Below are 16592 nucleotides of genomic sequence, written 5' to 3'. Positions count from 1 at the left end.
GGGTACGCCGGGTACGCCGGGCAAGGCCGGCGCGCGCGGGCAGCAGACGGGTGGGCGGGTGGGGGTGCCGGATCGGCCGACCGACGGGGCGCCCACGCGGTACACCGACCTGCGGCCGACCGTCCCGGTGAGTGTCGTCGTACGCGCAGGTGACTCGCTCTGGAGCATCGCCGCCCGCGAACTCGGCCCGTCCGCAACCACCGAAGCAGTCGAAGCCCGCTGGCACGACTGGTACGCCGCGAACCGTCACGTGATCGGGAACGACCCCGACCTCATCCTCCCCGGGCAGGTCCTCCGTACCCCGCCCGCACCCCACGGCGATCGCCTCCCGCCTCATCAACAGGAGCAGTGACATGAGCCAGCACAGCCTCCAGCCGGACGACCTCCAGCCCAAAGCTCCCCTCACCGCCGTACCCACAGGCACCGAGGACCCCGCTGGTACGACGCAAGCCCCCACCGCGCCCGTCCCTCACCCCGCTCCGCCCGTCACCACCCCAGCACCACAAGCCCCGGAGGCTCCCATGCCCAGCAACCCCCTCCCCAACCTCCCCGAGCCGATCCCCACCTCCACCGCCCCCGACCTCACCCTGGTCCCCAACCCCACAACACCCGACCTCACCACCTCAGGTGCAGTCACCAGCGCGCTCGACCCCGCAGCAACTGATCCGACCACCCCCGAGCCAGGCGAGCCGCCAGCCAGCAAGACACCCGGCCTACGCCTCGCCACACCCGAACCAAAGGCCAGCGAGTCAGCTGGTGCGGTCAACAGCCCGGCTAGTACCTCGGCCGCTGCAGACAACCCGACGACCCGTACCGCGGCTCCTGCCGCAAACAGCCCAGCGGATGACACCACAGTTGCTGACGCAGACAACTCGGCTCGTACGACGTCTAGCGCCAACAGCTCGCCTAATACTTCAGCTGCTGTAGACACCCGGGCCGGTACTGCAGGCGGTGTAAACGGCCCGGCTGGCACTGCGGCTAGCGCGGTGCGGATGTCGCTGGTTCGTGCCGCGGGCAACTCCACGAGCTCGAGCGTTGACTCTGCGGGCGTGGCAGTTGGTACTGCGGGCAACCCCGCGGGCTCTGCCGTCGGTACTGCGGACAACTCCAAGGGCTCAGCCGTTGGTACTGCTGGCAACTCCGCGGGCTCGACCGTCGGTACTGCGGGCAACCCCGCGGGCTCGACCGTCGGTACTGCGGGCAACCCCGCGGGCTCAGCCGTCGGTACTGCCGGCAACTCCACGAGCTCGACCGTTGACTCTGTGGGCGCGGCAGTTGGTACTGCGGGCAGGCCCGCGCGTTCGACCGTCGGTAGCGCGGGGAGCTCCGCGGGCTCGGCTGGTGCTGCGGGTGGGTCGGCGAGTGGTGAGTCGGAGACCGGGATGTTTGAGGCGGTGGCTCGGCCTCGGTTGCGGTCGGTGCGGCGGGACGGCGAGCACTTCGTGCCTGCGACGACGCGGTACGCCGGGGAGCTGACCGAAGGCGCCCTGGCGGCCCGGCTGCAGGCCATCACGCGTCTCGGCGTCTCCGCCATCCCGTCTGCGTCGGCGAACATCCCGTCCGCCCCGGCGAGCACCCCGTCCGCCTCGGCGAGCATCCCGTCTGCGTCGGCGAGCGCGGTGCCTGAGCGGACTGACGGAGCCCAGGCACCGCTCACATCCCTTCCCACTCCCGACTCCCCTCCCAACACCACCTCAGCCAGCACGCCGGCCGCCGTGGGGCGGGAGGAAGCCAGCACGCCCGCCGCCGTGGGGCGGGAGGAAGCCAGCACGCCGGTCGCTGTGGGGCGGGACGAACTGCCTGGGTTGCCTGATGTTCGGTTGTGGGGTGGGCGGTTGGCTCAGGCGGTTTCTGAGGTGCTGGTGGGGGATCGGCCGCTTTCGCAGTTGGTGCGGTTCACCAGTGATCGGGTGTTCCTGGAGCTGAATCGGCGGGTTCGGTTGCTGGGGCTGAACACGACGGCGGGCACCCGAGGCGCCAAGGAGAAGAGCACAGTACGGTCGGTGCGGGTGTTCGAGCCGGAGCCGGGAATCGCCGAGATCGCGGCCCACGTGCGGCACGGCGAGCGCTCGCGGGCCGTCGCGCTTCGGCTGGAGGTACGCCGGAACCGCTGGGTCTGCACCGCGCTCGAACTCGGCTGACGAACTTGAGCACCTGCTGGATCCGCCGCGGCGCAGTAAGGCGGGTTCGTTGGTCTCTGACGACGCTCAGCACATCGGCCGCAAATGGATTCCAACTCTTTGGGCCTGTGAAGCGTCTCAGATTGCGCAATTCGATTGTGCTGCTGTCGTCACCTGGTCGGGGGCGCGGCGGCGTACGGTGACCGGATCGGCCTCGGGGAAACGGGTATGTCTGTGAGCACAACTGTCACACCGCTGGATGAAGGTACGCCGAAGTCGTGGCGGATCGAGGTGCAGGAGCTGACTGCTGCCGAGCGGGCGCGGGTGATGCCGGCCGTACGGCGGAAGCGGTGGAGCGAGCGGATCCGTCTGTTGTACCCGCTGGCGGTGCGCTACCACCGGGCGGTGAAGCGCGTCGAGTGGATGCGGTCGAGTACGCCGTACGCCGGGACGCGCGAGGGCACCGACCTGCCGGTGCGGATCAAGCGCCACAAGTCGCTGCTGCTGCGTCAGCTCGGGGAGACCGAGATGTGGATGCAGCACAACAAGGTCACGAACCTGAAGCTCGCGTGCGCCCAGGTGGACGGGCTGCTGATCCGTCCGGGTGAGACGTTCTCGTTCAACAAGGTGGTCGGTAACGCGACCCGCCGCAAGGGGTACCAGAAGGGCATGCGGCTCTCGAACGGGCAGGCCAAGCCCGGTGTCGGCGGCGGCATCTGCCAGCTCGCGAACCTGCTGCACTGGATGGTCCTGCACTCTCCGTTGACCGTGACGCAGCGGTCGACGCACAGCTTCGACCCGTTCCCGGACAACGGCCGGGTGCTGCCGTGGGGTGTCGGTTGCAGCATCGTCTACAACTACGTGGACCTGCAGTTCCGCAACGACACCGACCAGACGTTCCAGCTGCGCGTCGGCGTCGGCGAGCGGTACCTGGAGGGCGAGATCCTCGCCGACGTACCGGCCGAGTCGTCGTACCGGGTGTTCGCTAAGGACGAGCGGTTCCTGCGGGCCGGCGGGGACTACTTCCGGCGGAACGAGATCTGGCGGACCGTGATCGACCGCCGCACCGGTACGGCGCTGCGCGACGAGCTGGTCCGGGAGAACGTTGCCCTGGTCAAGTACCTCCCGGTCGACGTACCGGTCGTGGACGTGGTCCTCCCGCGCTGATCAGCTCAGCAACGAGCACCCGTACTTCTCGAACAGCGCGGCCGCGTCACCCGAGAAACCACCGTGCAGCTCCGCGAGCATCGCGCGGGTCGTGGCCGACATCACCAGCACGTACCGGGCGGGCTCCTCGCTCGGGTTGCCGAACGTGTGCGGCACGCCCCGCGGCCCGACGATCCCGGACCCGGCCGGTACGTCGTAGTACTCGCCGTCGATGTTCAGCCGGAGCGTCCCGGACAGCACGTACCAGGCCTCGTCGTCGGTGTGGTGGACATGCAGCGGCGCCTGCCACGCGACCTGGTCCGACGTACGGCCCGCGGCCTCCCACTCCGCGAGTACCAACCCGGAGCCCTCCGGCGCGACGGTCCGCCCGAGCAGTGGGATCCCCGACAAATCATCACGGCGTGGCATGAGTCCTCCTCCGGGACGCGCGCCGCCGAACTGTCGGCGGCCCGTAGCAGACTGGACCTGTGACGATAGCTGTCGAGCCGTACCGGGAGCGTCCTGCGCGCGTCGCCGGTGCCGAGCTCTGGACGCGGACCGCGGAGGGCGGCGAGTTCCGGATCCTGCCCGACGGCTGCATGGACCTGCTGCTGATGGACGACGAGCTGTACGTCGCCGGCCCGGACGACCGGGCGTGGGTCGGCAGTGCACCGCGCGGGACGCGGTACGCCGGGATCCGGTTCGCGCCGGGTGCCGCGCCGGGGTTCTTCGGGGTGCCGGCCCGTGAGCTGCTCAACGAGCTGGTCCCACTCGCCGATCTCTGGTCGCCGAACCGCACGCGCCGCCTGCTCGACCGCATCCTGCCGGCGCCCGATCAGCCGACCGCGCTCGACCTGGAAGTGGCCCGGCTGGCCGAAGAACCGACGGATGCCCTGACGGCGCAGGTCCTGCACAGTGTCCGCAGCGGCCTGCTCCGCGGTACCGCCGGCGTCTCCCGCCTGGCCGGCACGATCGGTCTGAGCGAACGGCAACTGCACCGCCGCTGCCTGGACGCGTTCGGCTACGGCCCGAAGCTGCTCGACCGCGTGCTGTGGATGAACGTCGCCCTCGACCACGCCCGCACCGGCCTCCCCCTCGCCGACGTCGCGATGATCACCGGCTACGCCGACCAGGCCCACCTGACTCGCGATGTGAAAGCCCTGACCGGATTGCCACCCAAGATCCTCATCGGCTGACACACTGCTCGGCATGACCGAGGTGGGGACCGAGGCGTTGCGGCACAATCCGCTCAACGCGGTGACGGCGAACGTCGAGCGGGTGACGTATGCCGACGGGCGCACCTCCGTACGGAAGGAACTCAAGCGGCCGGCCAGCGAGACCGGTCCGTGGGCCGCGTCGTCCGATCCGCGGCACTGGAACTACTGGCGCCGCGAGCTCGAGGTGTACCGCGACGACGAGCTCCGCGCCCGGCTCGCCGACGCCGGGCTCGTGCTCCCGGCGGCCGAGGTCGTCGAACGGCCCGACGGTGCCGAGATCCTGATGGAGGACATCGCCGGTACGCCGGGCACCCACTTCAGCCTCGCGGAACACGCCGTACTGGCAAGGGCCTGCGGCCGTTGGCAGGCGCTGCCCGCGACCGAGCGACCGTGGACGTCAACCGGTTTCCTGCGCGACTACTCGACGACCCGCGTCGTCCCGTGGCACCTGATGACCGACGACGACGCCTGGCAGCAGCCGCTCGTCCGCGACAGCTGGCCGCCTGAACTCCGCCAGGCCTGGACAGCTCTGCTGGTACATCGCGACGCCCTCCTGAATCTGGTCGCCGCACTCCCCCGGGCCCGCTGCCACCTGGACTTCTGGGTCTCGAACGTGATCGAGCGGCCGACCGGCGAGCTGGCGCTGTTCGACTGGTCGTTCCTCGGCGACGGCGCGCTCGGCGAGGACATCGGCAACTACATCCCGGACGCGGTGTTCGACCTGTTCTGGCCCGCCGAACGGATGCCGGATCTCGCCGAGACCTGCATCGCGAACTACCTCGACGGCCTCCACGAGGCGGGCTGGCGCGGCGACCCGGACCAGGTCCGTCTCGCGGTGATGGCGTCCGGCGTGAAGTACGCGTGGCTGCTCCCCCACCTGCTCGGACGCGCGTCCGACGCGACGCACAGCGCCTACCACCAGCAGGCCGACAGCCGGCACCTGTTCCAGCAGCGCGGTCAAGCGCTGCTGGCCGTCGCGAACTGGTGCGCCGACGCGCTCAGCCGAGCACCACGGTGAATCCGCCGGGCTCGACGATTGCCTTGCCTTGGGCAACCAATTTGCCGGACGCGTCGTAGTTCCACGCGTGCTCGCCAAGAACCCTGACCGGGCGAGTGTCGACACTGACCAGCAAGGTGGCGCGGCCGATGCGGAGGCTGCTGATCAACGGAATCAGGAGCAGGGCGTCTAGCTGGCCTGTGCCGGTAGCGGTCATCCGAGTCGCGGTAGCGGGCAACGGTTTCGCAAGGGTCAACGGCAGGAGCGCGCCCGGTGCCGCGGAGATGCCTTGCGGACCGCCGCGGTAGTTGAGAGTCCCCAGCACCTTGCCGCCGGAACTCCAGACAGTCCGGTCCGGATGCTCGGTGACGTTGACGACCGGCAGGACGAGACGCGGCTGGGTCGCGGCCGGCAGTGTCCAGGTCGCAGTTCCGTCCAGGGCCAGGTAGGACCCGTTGCTCCATTGGGATTCGCCGGTCCAGGCCGCGGGCGGGGTGACCACCTGTCCGCCGGTACCCGACTCTGCCTCGACGAGGCGCAGACCGTCGTACGCCGGGGTGCCCGACAGGCGCGGGATGTCCGGGTTCGCGTCCAGGGCGAGCATCGACAGCTGGCCGTGGATGGTGGACTCGGCGCCGGAGTTCCGGTTGATCACGCCGTCGCCGGAGATGCCGTCGTACGTGCGGCCGGTCGCGGCGTCGTACGTCGGTGCGCCGGCGTGGTTCGCGCCGAAGTACCAGGCGGCGACGAAGGCGGCGAGGTGCTGCTGCCCGAGCGCGAGAACAGCTTGCAGTCGGGCGTCGACGCCGTACGCGATCTGGGACCGGTCGACCGGCGCGGGCAGCCAGCCGTTGTCGGGGCCGCCCGCGGTGAGCAGCAGCGGGGTGAACCCGGCAGTGTCGCCGATCGCCGGCTGCAGGAGGTCACGGTTGCCGAGGGCGGACGCGGCAGCCGCGAGGGCGGACGGCATCTGTGCGCCCCACGCGTGCCAGTCGGAGATCGACTCGCCCCACGGCAGCAACGCGCGGAACGGCCATTCCCGGGTCGATCCGGCACCCATCTTCGCGATGCCCTCTGCGAACCGGGCAAGCACACGGCGCGCGGGCGGCGAACCGCCTGCGCGGACGTACGCCGCCAGCCCCAGCACGGCCTCCGACGTCGCGTCGGCGCCGTTGACGATCAGCCAGGCCGGCAGGCGGCGGCCGTCGACCACGTTGTAGTCGCCGTACCGCACCAGGACCTGGCGCTCGAGCGCCGCGATCGCCAGCTCGAGCCGCTCCCGGAGGAAACCCGCGAAAACGCTGTCCACGGGGCGGAACGCGGCGTACCCCTCCCCGAGTGCCCAGACCGTCCGAGCCAGCCAGTACGACGGGCCGGAGTCGGACGGGTCCGGCAGCTCGACCGGCTCGGCGCTCGGGTTCAGCGTGCCGTCGGGCTGCATCCACAGGACCACGTTGCCGTTGGGCGACTGGAGGTAGGTCAACGACCGCAGGAGTCCACGGGCCGCGTCGAGTGACGTCGTACGGCGGAACAACTTCCAGTGCCGTACGTACACGACGGCAGCACGCGCGATGTCGTCGGCGTTGTACGCGCCCTGTCCGTAGGTGTTCGTCGCGGCGTCGTACGTTCCGCCGCCCACCCGCCGGTACGAGCCGTCCGCCTGGTGCTCCGCGTACGTCCACAGCACGCCGAGCGGTCCGGAGCCGTACGTGGAATGACCCGGCGCCGCGGGCGGGGTGACGGGGGTGCGCAGGAAGTCGAGATGGGCCAGGTTCGACAGGCGTCCGGCGGCGGTGGCCGGCAGCGAGATGGTCGATGCCGCGACAGCCGCGGCAGCTCCGCCGAGGACGGCGCGGCGGGACGGTTTCATGGTGTCCGGTCCAATCTGGCGACGCCGATGGCGGCGTCGGCCATGCCGTAGAAGACGTAGCGGGTGCCGTCGATCTCCTCGATCGCGGTCGGGAAAACGACGTTTCCGACAGTTCCGACCTTTTCCGCTTCGGTTTCCGGGACCATCAGCGGCTCGGCGGTCCGGGCGACGACACGGGTGACGTCGGCCGGGTCGAGGATCAGCGCGCCGGCGGCGTACCGGACCTTCTGGGTGGTCGGGTCGAACCCCTGCGGCTGCTCGCCGGTGACGCCGTGGTGGATCACCAGCCAGCCCTCGGGGACCCGCAGCGGCGCGGGACCGGCGCCGATCTTCAGCTCCTCGAACGGGTACTCCGGCATCGCGACCAGCCGGTGGTCGCGCAGGTGGACGAGGTTGCGCAGATCGTCCTCGACGGCCGCGACCGGTACGAACGACACCCAGATCCCCGGCCGGTCGTCGGTGATCCCGGCCGGCAGGTGCACCCCCTCACCCTCCCGGAACCAGCCGAGGTCCCACATCGGCCGATGCAGCATCGCGTACGACGGCTCGCCGTCCGGGCCCGGCACCGGCTCGGGAAAGAAAACGGTGTCCTTGTTCGGAAACAGGTTCAGGTCCGTGTCCAGCCCGGGCTGGTACTCGAAGTGCAGCGGTCCGAGCCGCCGCCACTCCCGCAGGTCCGACGACACGGCGAGCGCGGGCTTCGGACCGAGCGGGCCGTAGGCGACGTACGTCATCACGTGCAGCCCGAGCGACGGTACGTAGGTCACCCGCGGATCCTCGACACCCGCGTTATTGGTGCCGCGCTCCCAGCCTTCGTCCGGTGCGAGCACGACCCCTTCCCGGCGGACGCCGGCCGGTACGCCGTCGGCCAGGACGACGGCGGCCAGCCCGACCCGTGACACGTTGCCGGAAGCAACGAGCCGGGGCAGCAGGTACAGCTGCCCGTCGGGGGTGTGCCCGGTGGCCGGATTCAGCACTCCCTCCGCCTCGAGCTCGTTGCCCGGCTCCGCCGTCATCAGTACGCCGACACGGGTGAGGGTGTAGGGAAAAGTCACAGGAAGCCCTTCTGGAATTAGCCTTTGACGCCGGAGGACAGGTTCGTGGAGATGAACCGGCGCTGGAAGATCAGGAACAGCCCGACCGCGGGCGCGGCCAGTACGCACGCACCGGCGAGGACGGCGCCGAACGGATTGGCCGCCCGCGCCGAGACGGTGGTCAGGTAGTTGGACAACGAGACCGCAAGCGGTTGCAGGTCCTGCTGCTTGGTGATCAGGAACGGCCAGAGGAACTCGTTCCACGGCCCGATGAAGGTCAGCAGTACGGCGGTCAGCAGTGCCGGACGGACGAGCGGTACGGCGACCCGCCACAGGATGCTCAGCTCCGACGCGCCGTCGATCCGGGCCGCGTCGAACAGCTCGGCCGGCAACTGCAGGAAGTACTGGCGGAAAACGAACACCGCGGTGGAGTTGATCAGGAACGGCAGGATCATCCCGAGGTAGGAGTCCGCCAGGCCGTAACTGCGCACGATCAGCACGTACAGCGGGATCGTCAGCAGCTGGAACGGCACGACCTGGATCAGCAGCATCAGGTTGAACACCAGGCCTCGCCCGCGGAACTGCAATCGGGCCAGCGCATAGCCCGCGAGGACGCCGAACACCAGCGTCCCGAGGATCACGCCCCCGGTGAAGATCCCGGAGTTGATCAGCGAGCGGCCGAGGTCGATCGCCTTGTCGATCTCCGCGTAGTTGTGGAAAGTCAGGTTTCCGGGTTTCGGAAACGCTCCGGAAACGGACGGATCCGGTTCGGTCTGCAGCGAGCCGATCAGCATGTAGTAGAACGGGAACAGGAACACGAAGGCGCCGATCAGCAGCGCGACGAACTTCAGCTTCACGACTCCTCCCTCCCGACGAACCGGCGTTCGAGCAGCGCCAGCAGCAACACGCCGATCACCAGCAGCACCCCGATCGCCGACCCCACGTCGGGATGACCCTGCTCGATGCCTCGCTGGTACATGATCAGGACCGGGGACGCGGACGCTCCGTCCGGACCGCCGCCTCCGGTCAGCAGGTAGGGCTCGGTGAACAGGTTCGCTCCGGTCACCGTGGCCAGCAGCACGACCAGCGTCGTCGCCGGCCGCACACCCGGAACAGTCACGTTGAGGAACGACTTCCACCGCCCGGCGCCGTCCATGGATGCCGCCTCGTACAGGTCTTTCGAGACGTTCTGCAGCGCGGCCAGGTAGAGCAGGATGAAGAAGCCGAGCTGTTTCCAGGTCACGTACACGGCGACCGTCGGCATGGCCAGCGACGAGTTCACCAACCAGGACGGGTCAGGAGCGAGTGGGCCGAGCACCGAGTTGACGAGGCCGTTGGAGTTGAAGAGGAACAGCCAGACGCCCACGACCGCGACGGACGCCGTCACGTACGGCACGTAGTACGAGACGCGGAAGAACGTGCGCCAGCGGATCGCGGCGTTCAGCGCGTTGGCGAGGCCCAGCGACAGCACGACCGTCAGCGGGACGTTGATCACCAGGAAGATCAGCACGTTCCCGAACGCCCGCCGTACGGCGGGATCCGAGAGCACCGTCACATAGTTGGCGAACCCCACGAACGGCCGGTCCACCACCGCCCCGGGCGCCGCGAAGAAGTAGTCGTGGAACGACATGTACACGGCGAACCCGAGCGGATACGCGAACACCGCGGCCAGGAACACGACGTACGGCGCGACGAACACCGTCCCGACCGGGTGCGCCCCGAGGACCCGGCCGATCAGCCCACGTCTCATGATTGCTTGACGAGTTGATCGACCTTCTGCGCGGCGCTGTCCAGGGACGAGCCGACGTCTTGCTGGCCGAAGATCACGGACTTGGAGTAGGCGTCCCGGAAGGTCTGCCAGATCGTGATCGAGTTCGGTACGTTGGGCACCTCGACGGTCCGCGACGCCTGGTCGGCGAACAGCTTGTAGTCGGGGTTCTTGGCGAAGTAGTCGGCGTACGTCGACGCGACGTCCTTGCGCAGCGGCATCTGTCCGGTCGCGGCCAGGAACTTGCCGTCCTGGTCCTTGCTGGTGGCGAACTTCAGCACGTCGGCGGCCGTCCCGCGGTTCTTGCACGCGGAGTACATCGCGACGTTCTTCGCGTCGCTGAAGGTGTGGATCTCCGACGCCGGCTTGCCGGACGAGGTCGGCACCGGCACGACGCCCCAGTCGACCTTGCCCTTGTACGTCGCGATCGCCCACGGACCGACCACGGCCATCGCCGCGGTCCCGTCGACGAAGGCGTCACCGGTATACTTCTCCTGCGAGGCCAGCTTGTCCTGGTACATCGTCCGCCAGAAGCCGGCCACCTTCTTGCCCTCGTCGGAGGCGAACGTCGCCTTGCCGTCGGCCACCAGTTGCTTGCCGCCGGTCTCGGCGGCGTGCAGCGGGTAGAAGTCGAACCAGGACTGGAAGAACTCGTTGCTCGGCGCCGGGTAGATCGCGAACTTGGCCGCCTTCGACGCGACGATCTTCCGCGACGCGGCCAGGAAATCGTCGTACGTCTTCAGCGTAGGATTCGTGATGCCGGCCTTCGCGAAGATCTTCTTGTTGTAGAAGATCATCACCGGGTTCGACTTCCACGGCAGCTGGTAGTACTTGCCGTCCGGCGACTTGTACTGCTGCGCGACGTCACCGGACCGCGCTTCGATGTACGAGGCGTCCAGCGGGACCAGGCCGCCCTGCTTCTGGAACTGCGAGACCGACGCCGGCGAGGTGTTGAAGATCAGGCACGGCGCGTTGCCGGCCGTGATCGCGGCGCCGATCACCTCCTCGGACGACTTCCCGGTCGGGATCTCCTGGGCGGTGATCTTCTGGTCCGCGTGCTGCGCGTTCCAGGCCGCGACCATCTGCTTGCCCCAGGCCACTTCCTCGGCGTTGTTCGAGTACCAGATCTTGATCGGCCCGCGGGCCTTGGCCGCGGCGCCGGCGTCACCAGCGCCGCCACCACTGCCACACGCGGCCAGCGAGCCGGCCAGGACGAAGGCCAGCAATCCAGCTTGCAACTTCATGAGTCCTCCTAGACAGGGGGTGCAGAGGTGGAGCGCCGTACGACGAGCTCCGCGGGCGGCAGCTCGATGTCGGGTACGTCGGTCTCGCCGTCGACGACCCGGTTCAGCGTCCCGGCGGCCGCGACGCCGAACCGGAACGGGTCCGCGCGGACCGTGGTCAGGCCCGGGTGCACGTACTCGGCGAGTTCGCTGTCGTCGAAGCCGGCGATGCTCAGGTCGTCCGGCACGGTCAGGCCCGCGGCCTGAGCCGCGCCCAGGCCGGCGATCGCCATCCGGTCGTTGGCGTAGACGATCGCGGTCGGCGGCTCCGGCAGCGCGAGCAGCCGCCGGGTCGCCTCGATCCCGCCGGCCGCGGTGAAGTCGCCGGTCTCGACCGCGACCGGCGACAACCCCGCCGCGGCCAGGGTCGCGACGAGCGCCGTGGACCGGGCGGTCGCGTGCACGAACGACGCCGGGCCGGCGACGTGCGCGATCCGGGTGTGCCCGAGGCCGAGCAGGTGCTCGACGACCGCGACGGTGCCCGGCCGGTCGTCGAGGACGACGGCGGGGAACGGCGACTCGCCGTCGGGGCTGTTCAGCGTCACGGCCGGGAGGCCGAGCTCGACCAGCAGGTCGATCCGCGGGTCGTCGTGCCGGAGGTCGGACAGGAACACCCCGTCGACCCGGGCGTCCTGCGCGAGCCGCCGGTACCCGTCCGCCTCCGCGCCGTCGGCGACCACCTGCAGCACCAAGGCCTGCCCGCGCGTGGACAGGACGCTCTCGACCCCGGCGATGAACGCCGGGAAGAACGGGTCCGACGACAGCACGGCCGGGTCCCGGGTGATCACCAGGCCGAGCGCGAACGCCTTCGAGACCGACAGCGACCGCGCCCGGTTGCTCGGCCGCCAGCCGAGCTCGTCGGCGGCCGCGAGGATCTTGTCCACGGTCGCCTGGGCCAGCCCGGGCCGGCCGTTGAGGGCGAAAGAGACCGACCCCTTGGACACGCCCGCTCGCCGGGCAACATCCGCGATCGTCGGTCGTTTCGTCACGCTGGCGCTCCTTTAAACCGGTTTAAACAGCATTCAAACCGGTTTAAAAGACCTCTGTCAAGAGTTCAGCGTACTGCGCACTAACGCAATCTGCGGGCTGTTGCGCGCATTCGTTTGCAACCAATCGCTTGACGGGTGCCCGCGCGACTGGCTTAACTGGGCGGCAGTGACGCACCCAGCCGGTAGCAGACCGATGGTCTGGAGTCCGGTTTTCCGGCGCCAGGGTTGGTGAGTAACCCGAGGCGGGGTCGCGTCCCCGGGACCGATGGAGCAATCGTGTCCAGACTCACCCGCCGCCTGCCGACCGCGGCCATATTGTCGGCAGCCCTCGCAGTCACCGCCCTCACTCTCACCAGGACCTCCGCCGACGCCGCCGTCACGCTGCCGCCGGCGCACGCGAAGTTCGACTACCAGATCGGCGGCGCGTACACCCCGCCCGCCGGCGTCCAGGTGGTCACCCGGGACCGGACCGCCGCTCCGGCGGCCGGCCTCTACAACATCTGCTACGTCAACGCTTTCCAGGTCCAGCCCGGCGAACAGAACCAGTGGGCCTCGGACCTGCTGCTGCGTGATGCCAACGGCAACCTGGTCATCGACCAGGACTGGGGCGAGCCGCTGCTCGACCTCCGTACCGCCGCCAAACGGACCCGCATCGCCGCCAAGGTGAACGGCTGGATCGACGGCTGTGCCGCGAAGGGCTACCAGGCGATCGAGCCGGACAACTACGACAGCTACACCCGTTCGAAGAAGTTGCTCACCGCAACCCAGGCCAAGGCGTACCTGACGCTGCTGGCCACCCACGCGCACAGCAAGAACCTGGCCATCGGTCAGAAGAACACCGTCGAGCTGGCCGGTGACCGGCAGGCCGTCGGCCTGGACTTCGCGGTCGCCGAGGAATGCGGCCAGTACGACGAGTGCGCCGGCTACGTCGATGCTTTCGGCAACAACGTGATCGTGATCGAGTACACCGCCAACGGCCTCCGGAAAGCGTGTTCGCAGTTCGGCGGGACGTTGTCGATCGTGCAGCGCGATGTGGACGTGTCGGTCCCGGGCGACTCCGGGTACGTCCGCAAGACCTGCTGAAACTCCTCTTTCCGCTCCCTTTCTGGAGACCGACATGTCTCAGCATGCTCGAAACCTGTCCCGCCGCGCCGTCCTCCGGGCCGCGGCCGCCGCCACCGCAGCAGTCACCGCCGAAACTCTCGCGGCCTGCGGCAAGAACGACAACCAGGGCGCCGACGCCAACGGTGTCGTCACCCTCGATCTGTGGCACGGCCAGGTGGATCTGGGCAAGGCGGTGATCGACTCGCTGATCGCCGCGTTCAACCAGAGCCATCCGAAGATCAAGGTGGTCGGCGGCGGTGGCGGGGTGACCGCGGACAGCATGCTGCAGAAGGTCACCGCGGGTCTGGCGGCGGGGTCCTACCCGGACATCGCGTACATCTTCGGGTCGGACCTCGCCAGCCTGACCAAGTCCCCGAAGGTCGCCGACCTGACCGGCCAGCTGAAGATCGACGACTACTGGCCGGCCGCGAAGGACGCGGTCAGCGTGAAGGGCAAGGTCCGGGCCGCGCCCGCGCTGCTCGACTCGCTCTGCGTTGTCTACAACAAGAAACTGTTCGCCGCGGCCGGCGTACCCGCTCCCAAGCCCGGCTGGACCTGGGACGACTTCACCGCACTGTCGAAACAGCTGACGAACCCGGCGAAGGGTGTCTTCGGCACCGGCTGGCCGGGCGTCGGCGACGAGGACACGGTGTGGCGGATCTGGCCGATGATCTGGGACCTCGGCGGCGACGTGGTCAGCGGCGACGGCAAGAAAGTCGGCTTCGACACCGTCGGCGCGCAGGCGCTCGGGACGCTGGACAAACTACGCACCGACAAGTCCCTGTACGTCGACCCGAAGCCTGGCAGCGAGCAGTTGTACCAGGTGTTCCTCGGCGGGCGGATGGGAATGGTTGCCACCGGCCCCTGGCAGCTCCCGCAGCTGAAGGACGCCGGCCTCGACTACGGCGTCGTACCGCTGCCGACGTACTCCGGGAAGCCGGTGACGATCTCCGGGCCGGACACCTGGACCGTGTTCGACAACGGCAAGGCGAAGGTGAAGGCGGCCACCGAGTTCGTCAGCTGGCTGGCCGACCCGGCGCAGGACATCCAGTGGGACATCAAGGGCGGCAGCCTGCCGATCACCAAGGCGACCGCGGACCTGCCGGCCTGGAAGAAACACTCCGCCGAGACGAACGGACTCGACGTCTTCGTGAAGGCCCTCGACACCGCGAAGGTGCGGCCGACGATCACGACGTACCCGAAGATCTCCGAGCAGGTCGGGCAGGCGATCGCCGCCGTACTGCTGGGCAAGCAGAGTCCGGAGGACGCGCTGAAGCAGGCCGTTGACCAGTGCAACCAGTTGCTGGCGGTGCCGAGCTGATGGCGAGCCATGGCGGCGTGGTCGGGACTTTCACCGTTGACCCGCGAAGCCGGGCGGCCAAGCGGCGTCGGCGGGGTGAGGGCGCGACCGGCTGGGCTTTCGTGAGTCCGTCGGTACTGCTGATCCTCGGGCTCAGCGTCGTACCCGTGCTGTGGTCGTTGCTCCTGTCGTTCCAGACCAACGACCTGGTGTCGCCGAGCGAGTGGGTCGGGCTGGCCAACTACAAGGCGCTGCTGAAGGATCCGTCGTTCGGGTCGGCGGTCTCGCACACGCTCGTCTACACGGTGCTCTACGTGCCGCTGAGCGTGATCGCGGGGCTGGCGATCGCGATCGCGCTGGACCGGAAGATCGCGTTGATCGGGCTGTACCGGACGCTGGTGTTCGTACCGTTCGTGGTGTCGGCGGCGGCGCAGGGCGTGCTGTTCTCGTTCGTACTGGATCCGGAGTTCGGCGTGGCGAACTCCCTGCTGCACAAGGTCGGGCTGCCCGCGCAGGGATTCTTCAGCGATCCGGGGCAAGCGTTGTATCTGCTCGTCGCGATCTCGTTGTGGAGCGGGACCGGGTTCTGCGTGATCGTCTATCTGGCCGGTCTGCAAGGGGTTTCGAGCGATCTGGTCGAGGCCGCCCGCATCGACGGCGCGGGCCGTTGGGGCGTACTGCGGCACGTGACACTGCCCGCGCTGACACCGGTGTCGATCTTCCTGCTGCTGTTCCAGACGATCAACGCGCTGCAGGTGTTCGACCTGGTGTTCGTCACCACGAAGGGCGGGCCGCTCGGGTCGACGACGGTGATCGTGTACTTCATCTGGGAGAAGGCGTTCAAGACGTTCACGGCCGGGTACAGCGCCGCGGCCGCCTACACACTCGCGGTCGCGCTCCTGGTGGTCGGCGTCGCCCTGCAGGTCTACCGGAGGCGGGTGGCAGCCCGATGAAACGCATCAGTGGTTGGCATTTCGTCCTCGCGCCATTGGCTCTGCTGTTCGCGTTGCCACTGGTCTGGCTGCTGGTCAGTTCCGTGATGAGCAACGCCGAAATCAACCGCTTTCCACCGGCCTTGTGGCCGCACAGCATCAGGTTGGACGGCTACCGGTACGTGCTCGGAAACGCACTGTTTCCGCGCTGGTTCCTGAACTCCTTCATCGTTTCCGCGGTTGCCGTGACCGCGAACCTGGTGCTCGGATCGCTCGGCGGGTACGCGTTCGCGCGGATCCGGTTCGCCGGGTCGAAGCTCGTTCTCGGGCTGATGCTGGCCACGATGGTGATCCCGTTCCAGCTGACGATGATCCCGACGTTCCTGGTGATGAAGCAGCTCGGCCTGATCGACACCCTCGGCGCGCTGATCGTCCCGTCGCTGGTGACACCGCTTTCCGTGTTCCTGTTCCGGCAGTTCTTCGTCTCGCTGCCCCGCGAACTCGAGGAAGCCGCCTGGCTCGACGGCTGCGGGCGGCTGCGGATCCTGGTGTCGATCGTGCTGCCGCTCGCGCGGCCCGCGCTGAGCACGGTCGCCGTACTGACGTTCCTCGCCACCTGGAACGACCTGACCTGGCCGTTGATCGCGATCAACAGCGACTCCACGTACACCCTCCAGCTGGGACTGACGACGTTCCAGGGGCAGCACCACACCCAGTGGTCGGCCGTGATGGCCGGCAACGTCATCACGGTGCTGCCCGTCCTGCTGGGGTTCCTCCTGGCCCAGAAAGCGTTCATCCGCTCGCTGGCCTCCACCGGACTCAAAGGCTGACA

General features: G+C 68.8%; 16 protein-coding genes. 9 read left to right on the top strand and 7 right to left on the bottom strand.

Features of this window, described 5'->3' with window-relative positions; genetic code table 11:
* The 3 genes from VFF46_RS26470 to VFF46_RS26460 all read left to right on the top strand — a co-directional run.
* The coding region (locus tag VFF46_RS26470; RefSeq protein ID WP_325039926.1) for a LysM peptidoglycan-binding domain-containing protein at positions 1 to 352 on the top strand (352 nt) is incomplete at its 5' end.
* Positions 353 to 1394: 1042 nt separating this feature from the next.
* Complete coding sequence (locus VFF46_RS26465; protein ID WP_325039925.1) at positions 1395 to 2141, top strand: Rv3235 family protein; 747 nt, start codon at positions 1395 to 1397, stop codon at positions 2139 to 2141.
* Between the two features lie 213 nt (positions 2142 to 2354).
* The gene (locus VFF46_RS26460; RefSeq protein ID WP_325039924.1) at positions 2355 to 3287 is read left to right on the top strand and encodes a VanW family protein; all 933 of its coding nucleotides are present in this window, start codon (positions 2355 to 2357) and stop codon (positions 3285 to 3287) included.
* On the opposite strand, the gene VFF46_RS26455 is transcribed toward VFF46_RS26460, so the two are convergent.
* A complete protein-coding gene (locus VFF46_RS26455) occupies positions 3288 to 3695 on the bottom strand; it encodes a cupin domain-containing protein (RefSeq protein WP_325039923.1) in 408 nt (135 codons plus the stop codon).
* A gap of 59 nt (positions 3696 to 3754) precedes the next feature.
* Here VFF46_RS26455 and VFF46_RS26450 point away from each other — a divergent pair, with 59 nt between their 5' ends.
* Positions 3755 to 4462, top strand: coding sequence for a helix-turn-helix domain-containing protein (locus tag VFF46_RS26450; RefSeq protein ID WP_325039922.1), 708 nt, complete (start codon positions 3755 to 3757; stop codon positions 4460 to 4462).
* Positions 4463 to 4475: 13 nt separating this feature from the next.
* Positions 4476 to 5501, top strand: a complete 1026-nt coding sequence (locus VFF46_RS26445) for an aminoglycoside phosphotransferase (RefSeq protein ID WP_325039921.1) — start codon at positions 4476 to 4478, stop codon at positions 5499 to 5501.
* Here VFF46_RS26445 and VFF46_RS26440 read toward each other — a convergent pair.
* The 6 genes from VFF46_RS26440 to VFF46_RS26415 are packed head-to-tail and all read right to left on the bottom strand — an operon-like array spanning position 5482 to position 12424.
* Positions 5482 to 7350, bottom strand: a complete 1869-nt coding sequence (locus VFF46_RS26440) for a hypothetical protein (RefSeq protein WP_325039920.1) — start codon at positions 7348 to 7350, stop codon at positions 5482 to 5484. The genes VFF46_RS26445 and VFF46_RS26440 overlap by 20 nt on opposite strands.
* The gene (locus VFF46_RS26435; RefSeq protein ID WP_325039919.1) at positions 7347 to 8405 is read right to left on the bottom strand and encodes a glycosidase; all 1059 of its coding nucleotides are present in this window, start codon (positions 8403 to 8405) and stop codon (positions 7347 to 7349) included. Before VFF46_RS26435 ends, VFF46_RS26440 begins: the two co-directional genes overlap by 4 nt.
* 17 nt (positions 8406 to 8422) lie before the next feature.
* On the bottom strand, positions 8423 to 9241 hold the full coding sequence (locus VFF46_RS26430; RefSeq protein ID WP_325039918.1) for a carbohydrate ABC transporter permease: 819 nt from the start codon (positions 9239 to 9241) through the stop codon (positions 8423 to 8425).
* Entirely contained in the window at positions 9238 to 10134 is an 897-nt protein-coding gene (locus VFF46_RS26425; RefSeq protein WP_325039917.1) for a sugar ABC transporter permease, read from the bottom strand. Before VFF46_RS26425 ends, VFF46_RS26430 begins: the two co-directional genes overlap by 4 nt.
* Positions 10131 to 11396 (bottom strand): extracellular solute-binding protein, encoded by a 1266-nt coding sequence (locus VFF46_RS26420; protein WP_325039916.1) that lies wholly within the window; start codon positions 11394 to 11396, stop codon positions 10131 to 10133. Before VFF46_RS26420 ends, VFF46_RS26425 begins: the two co-directional genes overlap by 4 nt.
* A gap of 8 nt (positions 11397 to 11404) precedes the next feature.
* Positions 11405 to 12424, bottom strand: a complete 1020-nt coding sequence (locus VFF46_RS26415) for a LacI family DNA-binding transcriptional regulator (RefSeq protein WP_325039915.1) — start codon at positions 12422 to 12424, stop codon at positions 11405 to 11407.
* A 276-nt stretch (positions 12425 to 12700) separates the two neighbouring features.
* Between VFF46_RS26415 and VFF46_RS26410 the strand changes: the two genes are divergently transcribed.
* Genes VFF46_RS26410 through VFF46_RS26395 form a run of 4 tightly spaced genes read left to right on the top strand, consistent with a single transcriptional unit; the run spans position 12701 to position 16590 of the window.
* On the top strand, positions 12701 to 13507 hold the full coding sequence (locus tag VFF46_RS26410) for an endo alpha-1,4 polygalactosaminidase (RefSeq protein WP_325039914.1): 807 nt from the start codon (positions 12701 to 12703) through the stop codon (positions 13505 to 13507).
* Between the two features lie 34 nt (positions 13508 to 13541).
* A complete protein-coding gene (locus VFF46_RS26405; protein ID WP_325039913.1) occupies positions 13542 to 14849 on the top strand; it encodes an ABC transporter substrate-binding protein in 1308 nt (435 codons plus the stop codon).
* Entirely contained in the window at positions 14849 to 15781 is a 933-nt protein-coding gene (locus tag VFF46_RS26400) for a sugar ABC transporter permease (RefSeq protein ID WP_325039912.1), read from the top strand. The genes VFF46_RS26405 and VFF46_RS26400 overlap by 1 nt, the downstream gene beginning before the upstream one ends.
* A complete protein-coding gene (locus VFF46_RS26395) occupies positions 15778 to 16590 on the top strand; it encodes a carbohydrate ABC transporter permease (protein ID WP_325039911.1) in 813 nt (270 codons plus the stop codon). The genes VFF46_RS26400 and VFF46_RS26395 overlap by 4 nt, the downstream gene beginning before the upstream one ends.
* The last annotated feature ends 2 nt before the right edge of the window (positions 16591 to 16592 follow it).

It is taken from the genome of Kribbella sp. (assembly GCF_035655035.1).
Taxonomy (GTDB): Bacteria; Actinomycetota; Actinomycetes; order Propionibacteriales; family Kribbellaceae; genus Kribbella.
This window is presented reverse-complemented; position numbering and strand designations above follow the sequence as displayed.

Bases quoted from the DNA above. Each gene is read 5' to 3' on its own strand.
- VFF46_RS26445 (WP_325039921.1), top strand. From the start codon at position 4,476: ATGACCGAGGTGGGGACCGAGGCGTTGCGGCACAATCCGCTCAACGCG.
- VFF46_RS26440 (WP_325039920.1), bottom strand. From the start codon at position 7,350: ATGAAACCGTCCCGCCGCGCCGTCCTCGGCGGAGCTGCCGCGGCTGTC.
- VFF46_RS26425 (WP_325039917.1), bottom strand. From the start codon at position 10,134: ATGAGACGTGGGCTGATCGGCCGGGTCCTCGGGGCGCACCCGGTCGGG.
- VFF46_RS26405 (WP_325039913.1), top strand. From the start codon at position 13,542: ATGTCTCAGCATGCTCGAAACCTGTCCCGCCGCGCCGTCCTCCGGGCC.
- VFF46_RS26400 (WP_325039912.1), top strand. From the start codon at position 14,849: ATGGCGAGCCATGGCGGCGTGGTCGGGACTTTCACCGTTGACCCGCGA.
- VFF46_RS26455 (WP_325039923.1), bottom strand. From the start codon at position 3,695: ATGCCACGCCGTGATGATTTGTCGGGGATCCCACTGCTCGGGCGGACC.
- VFF46_RS26395 (WP_325039911.1), top strand. From the start codon at position 15,778: ATGAAACGCATCAGTGGTTGGCATTTCGTCCTCGCGCCATTGGCTCTG.
- VFF46_RS26420 (WP_325039916.1), bottom strand. From the start codon at position 11,396: ATGAAGTTGCAAGCTGGATTGCTGGCCTTCGTCCTGGCCGGCTCGCTG.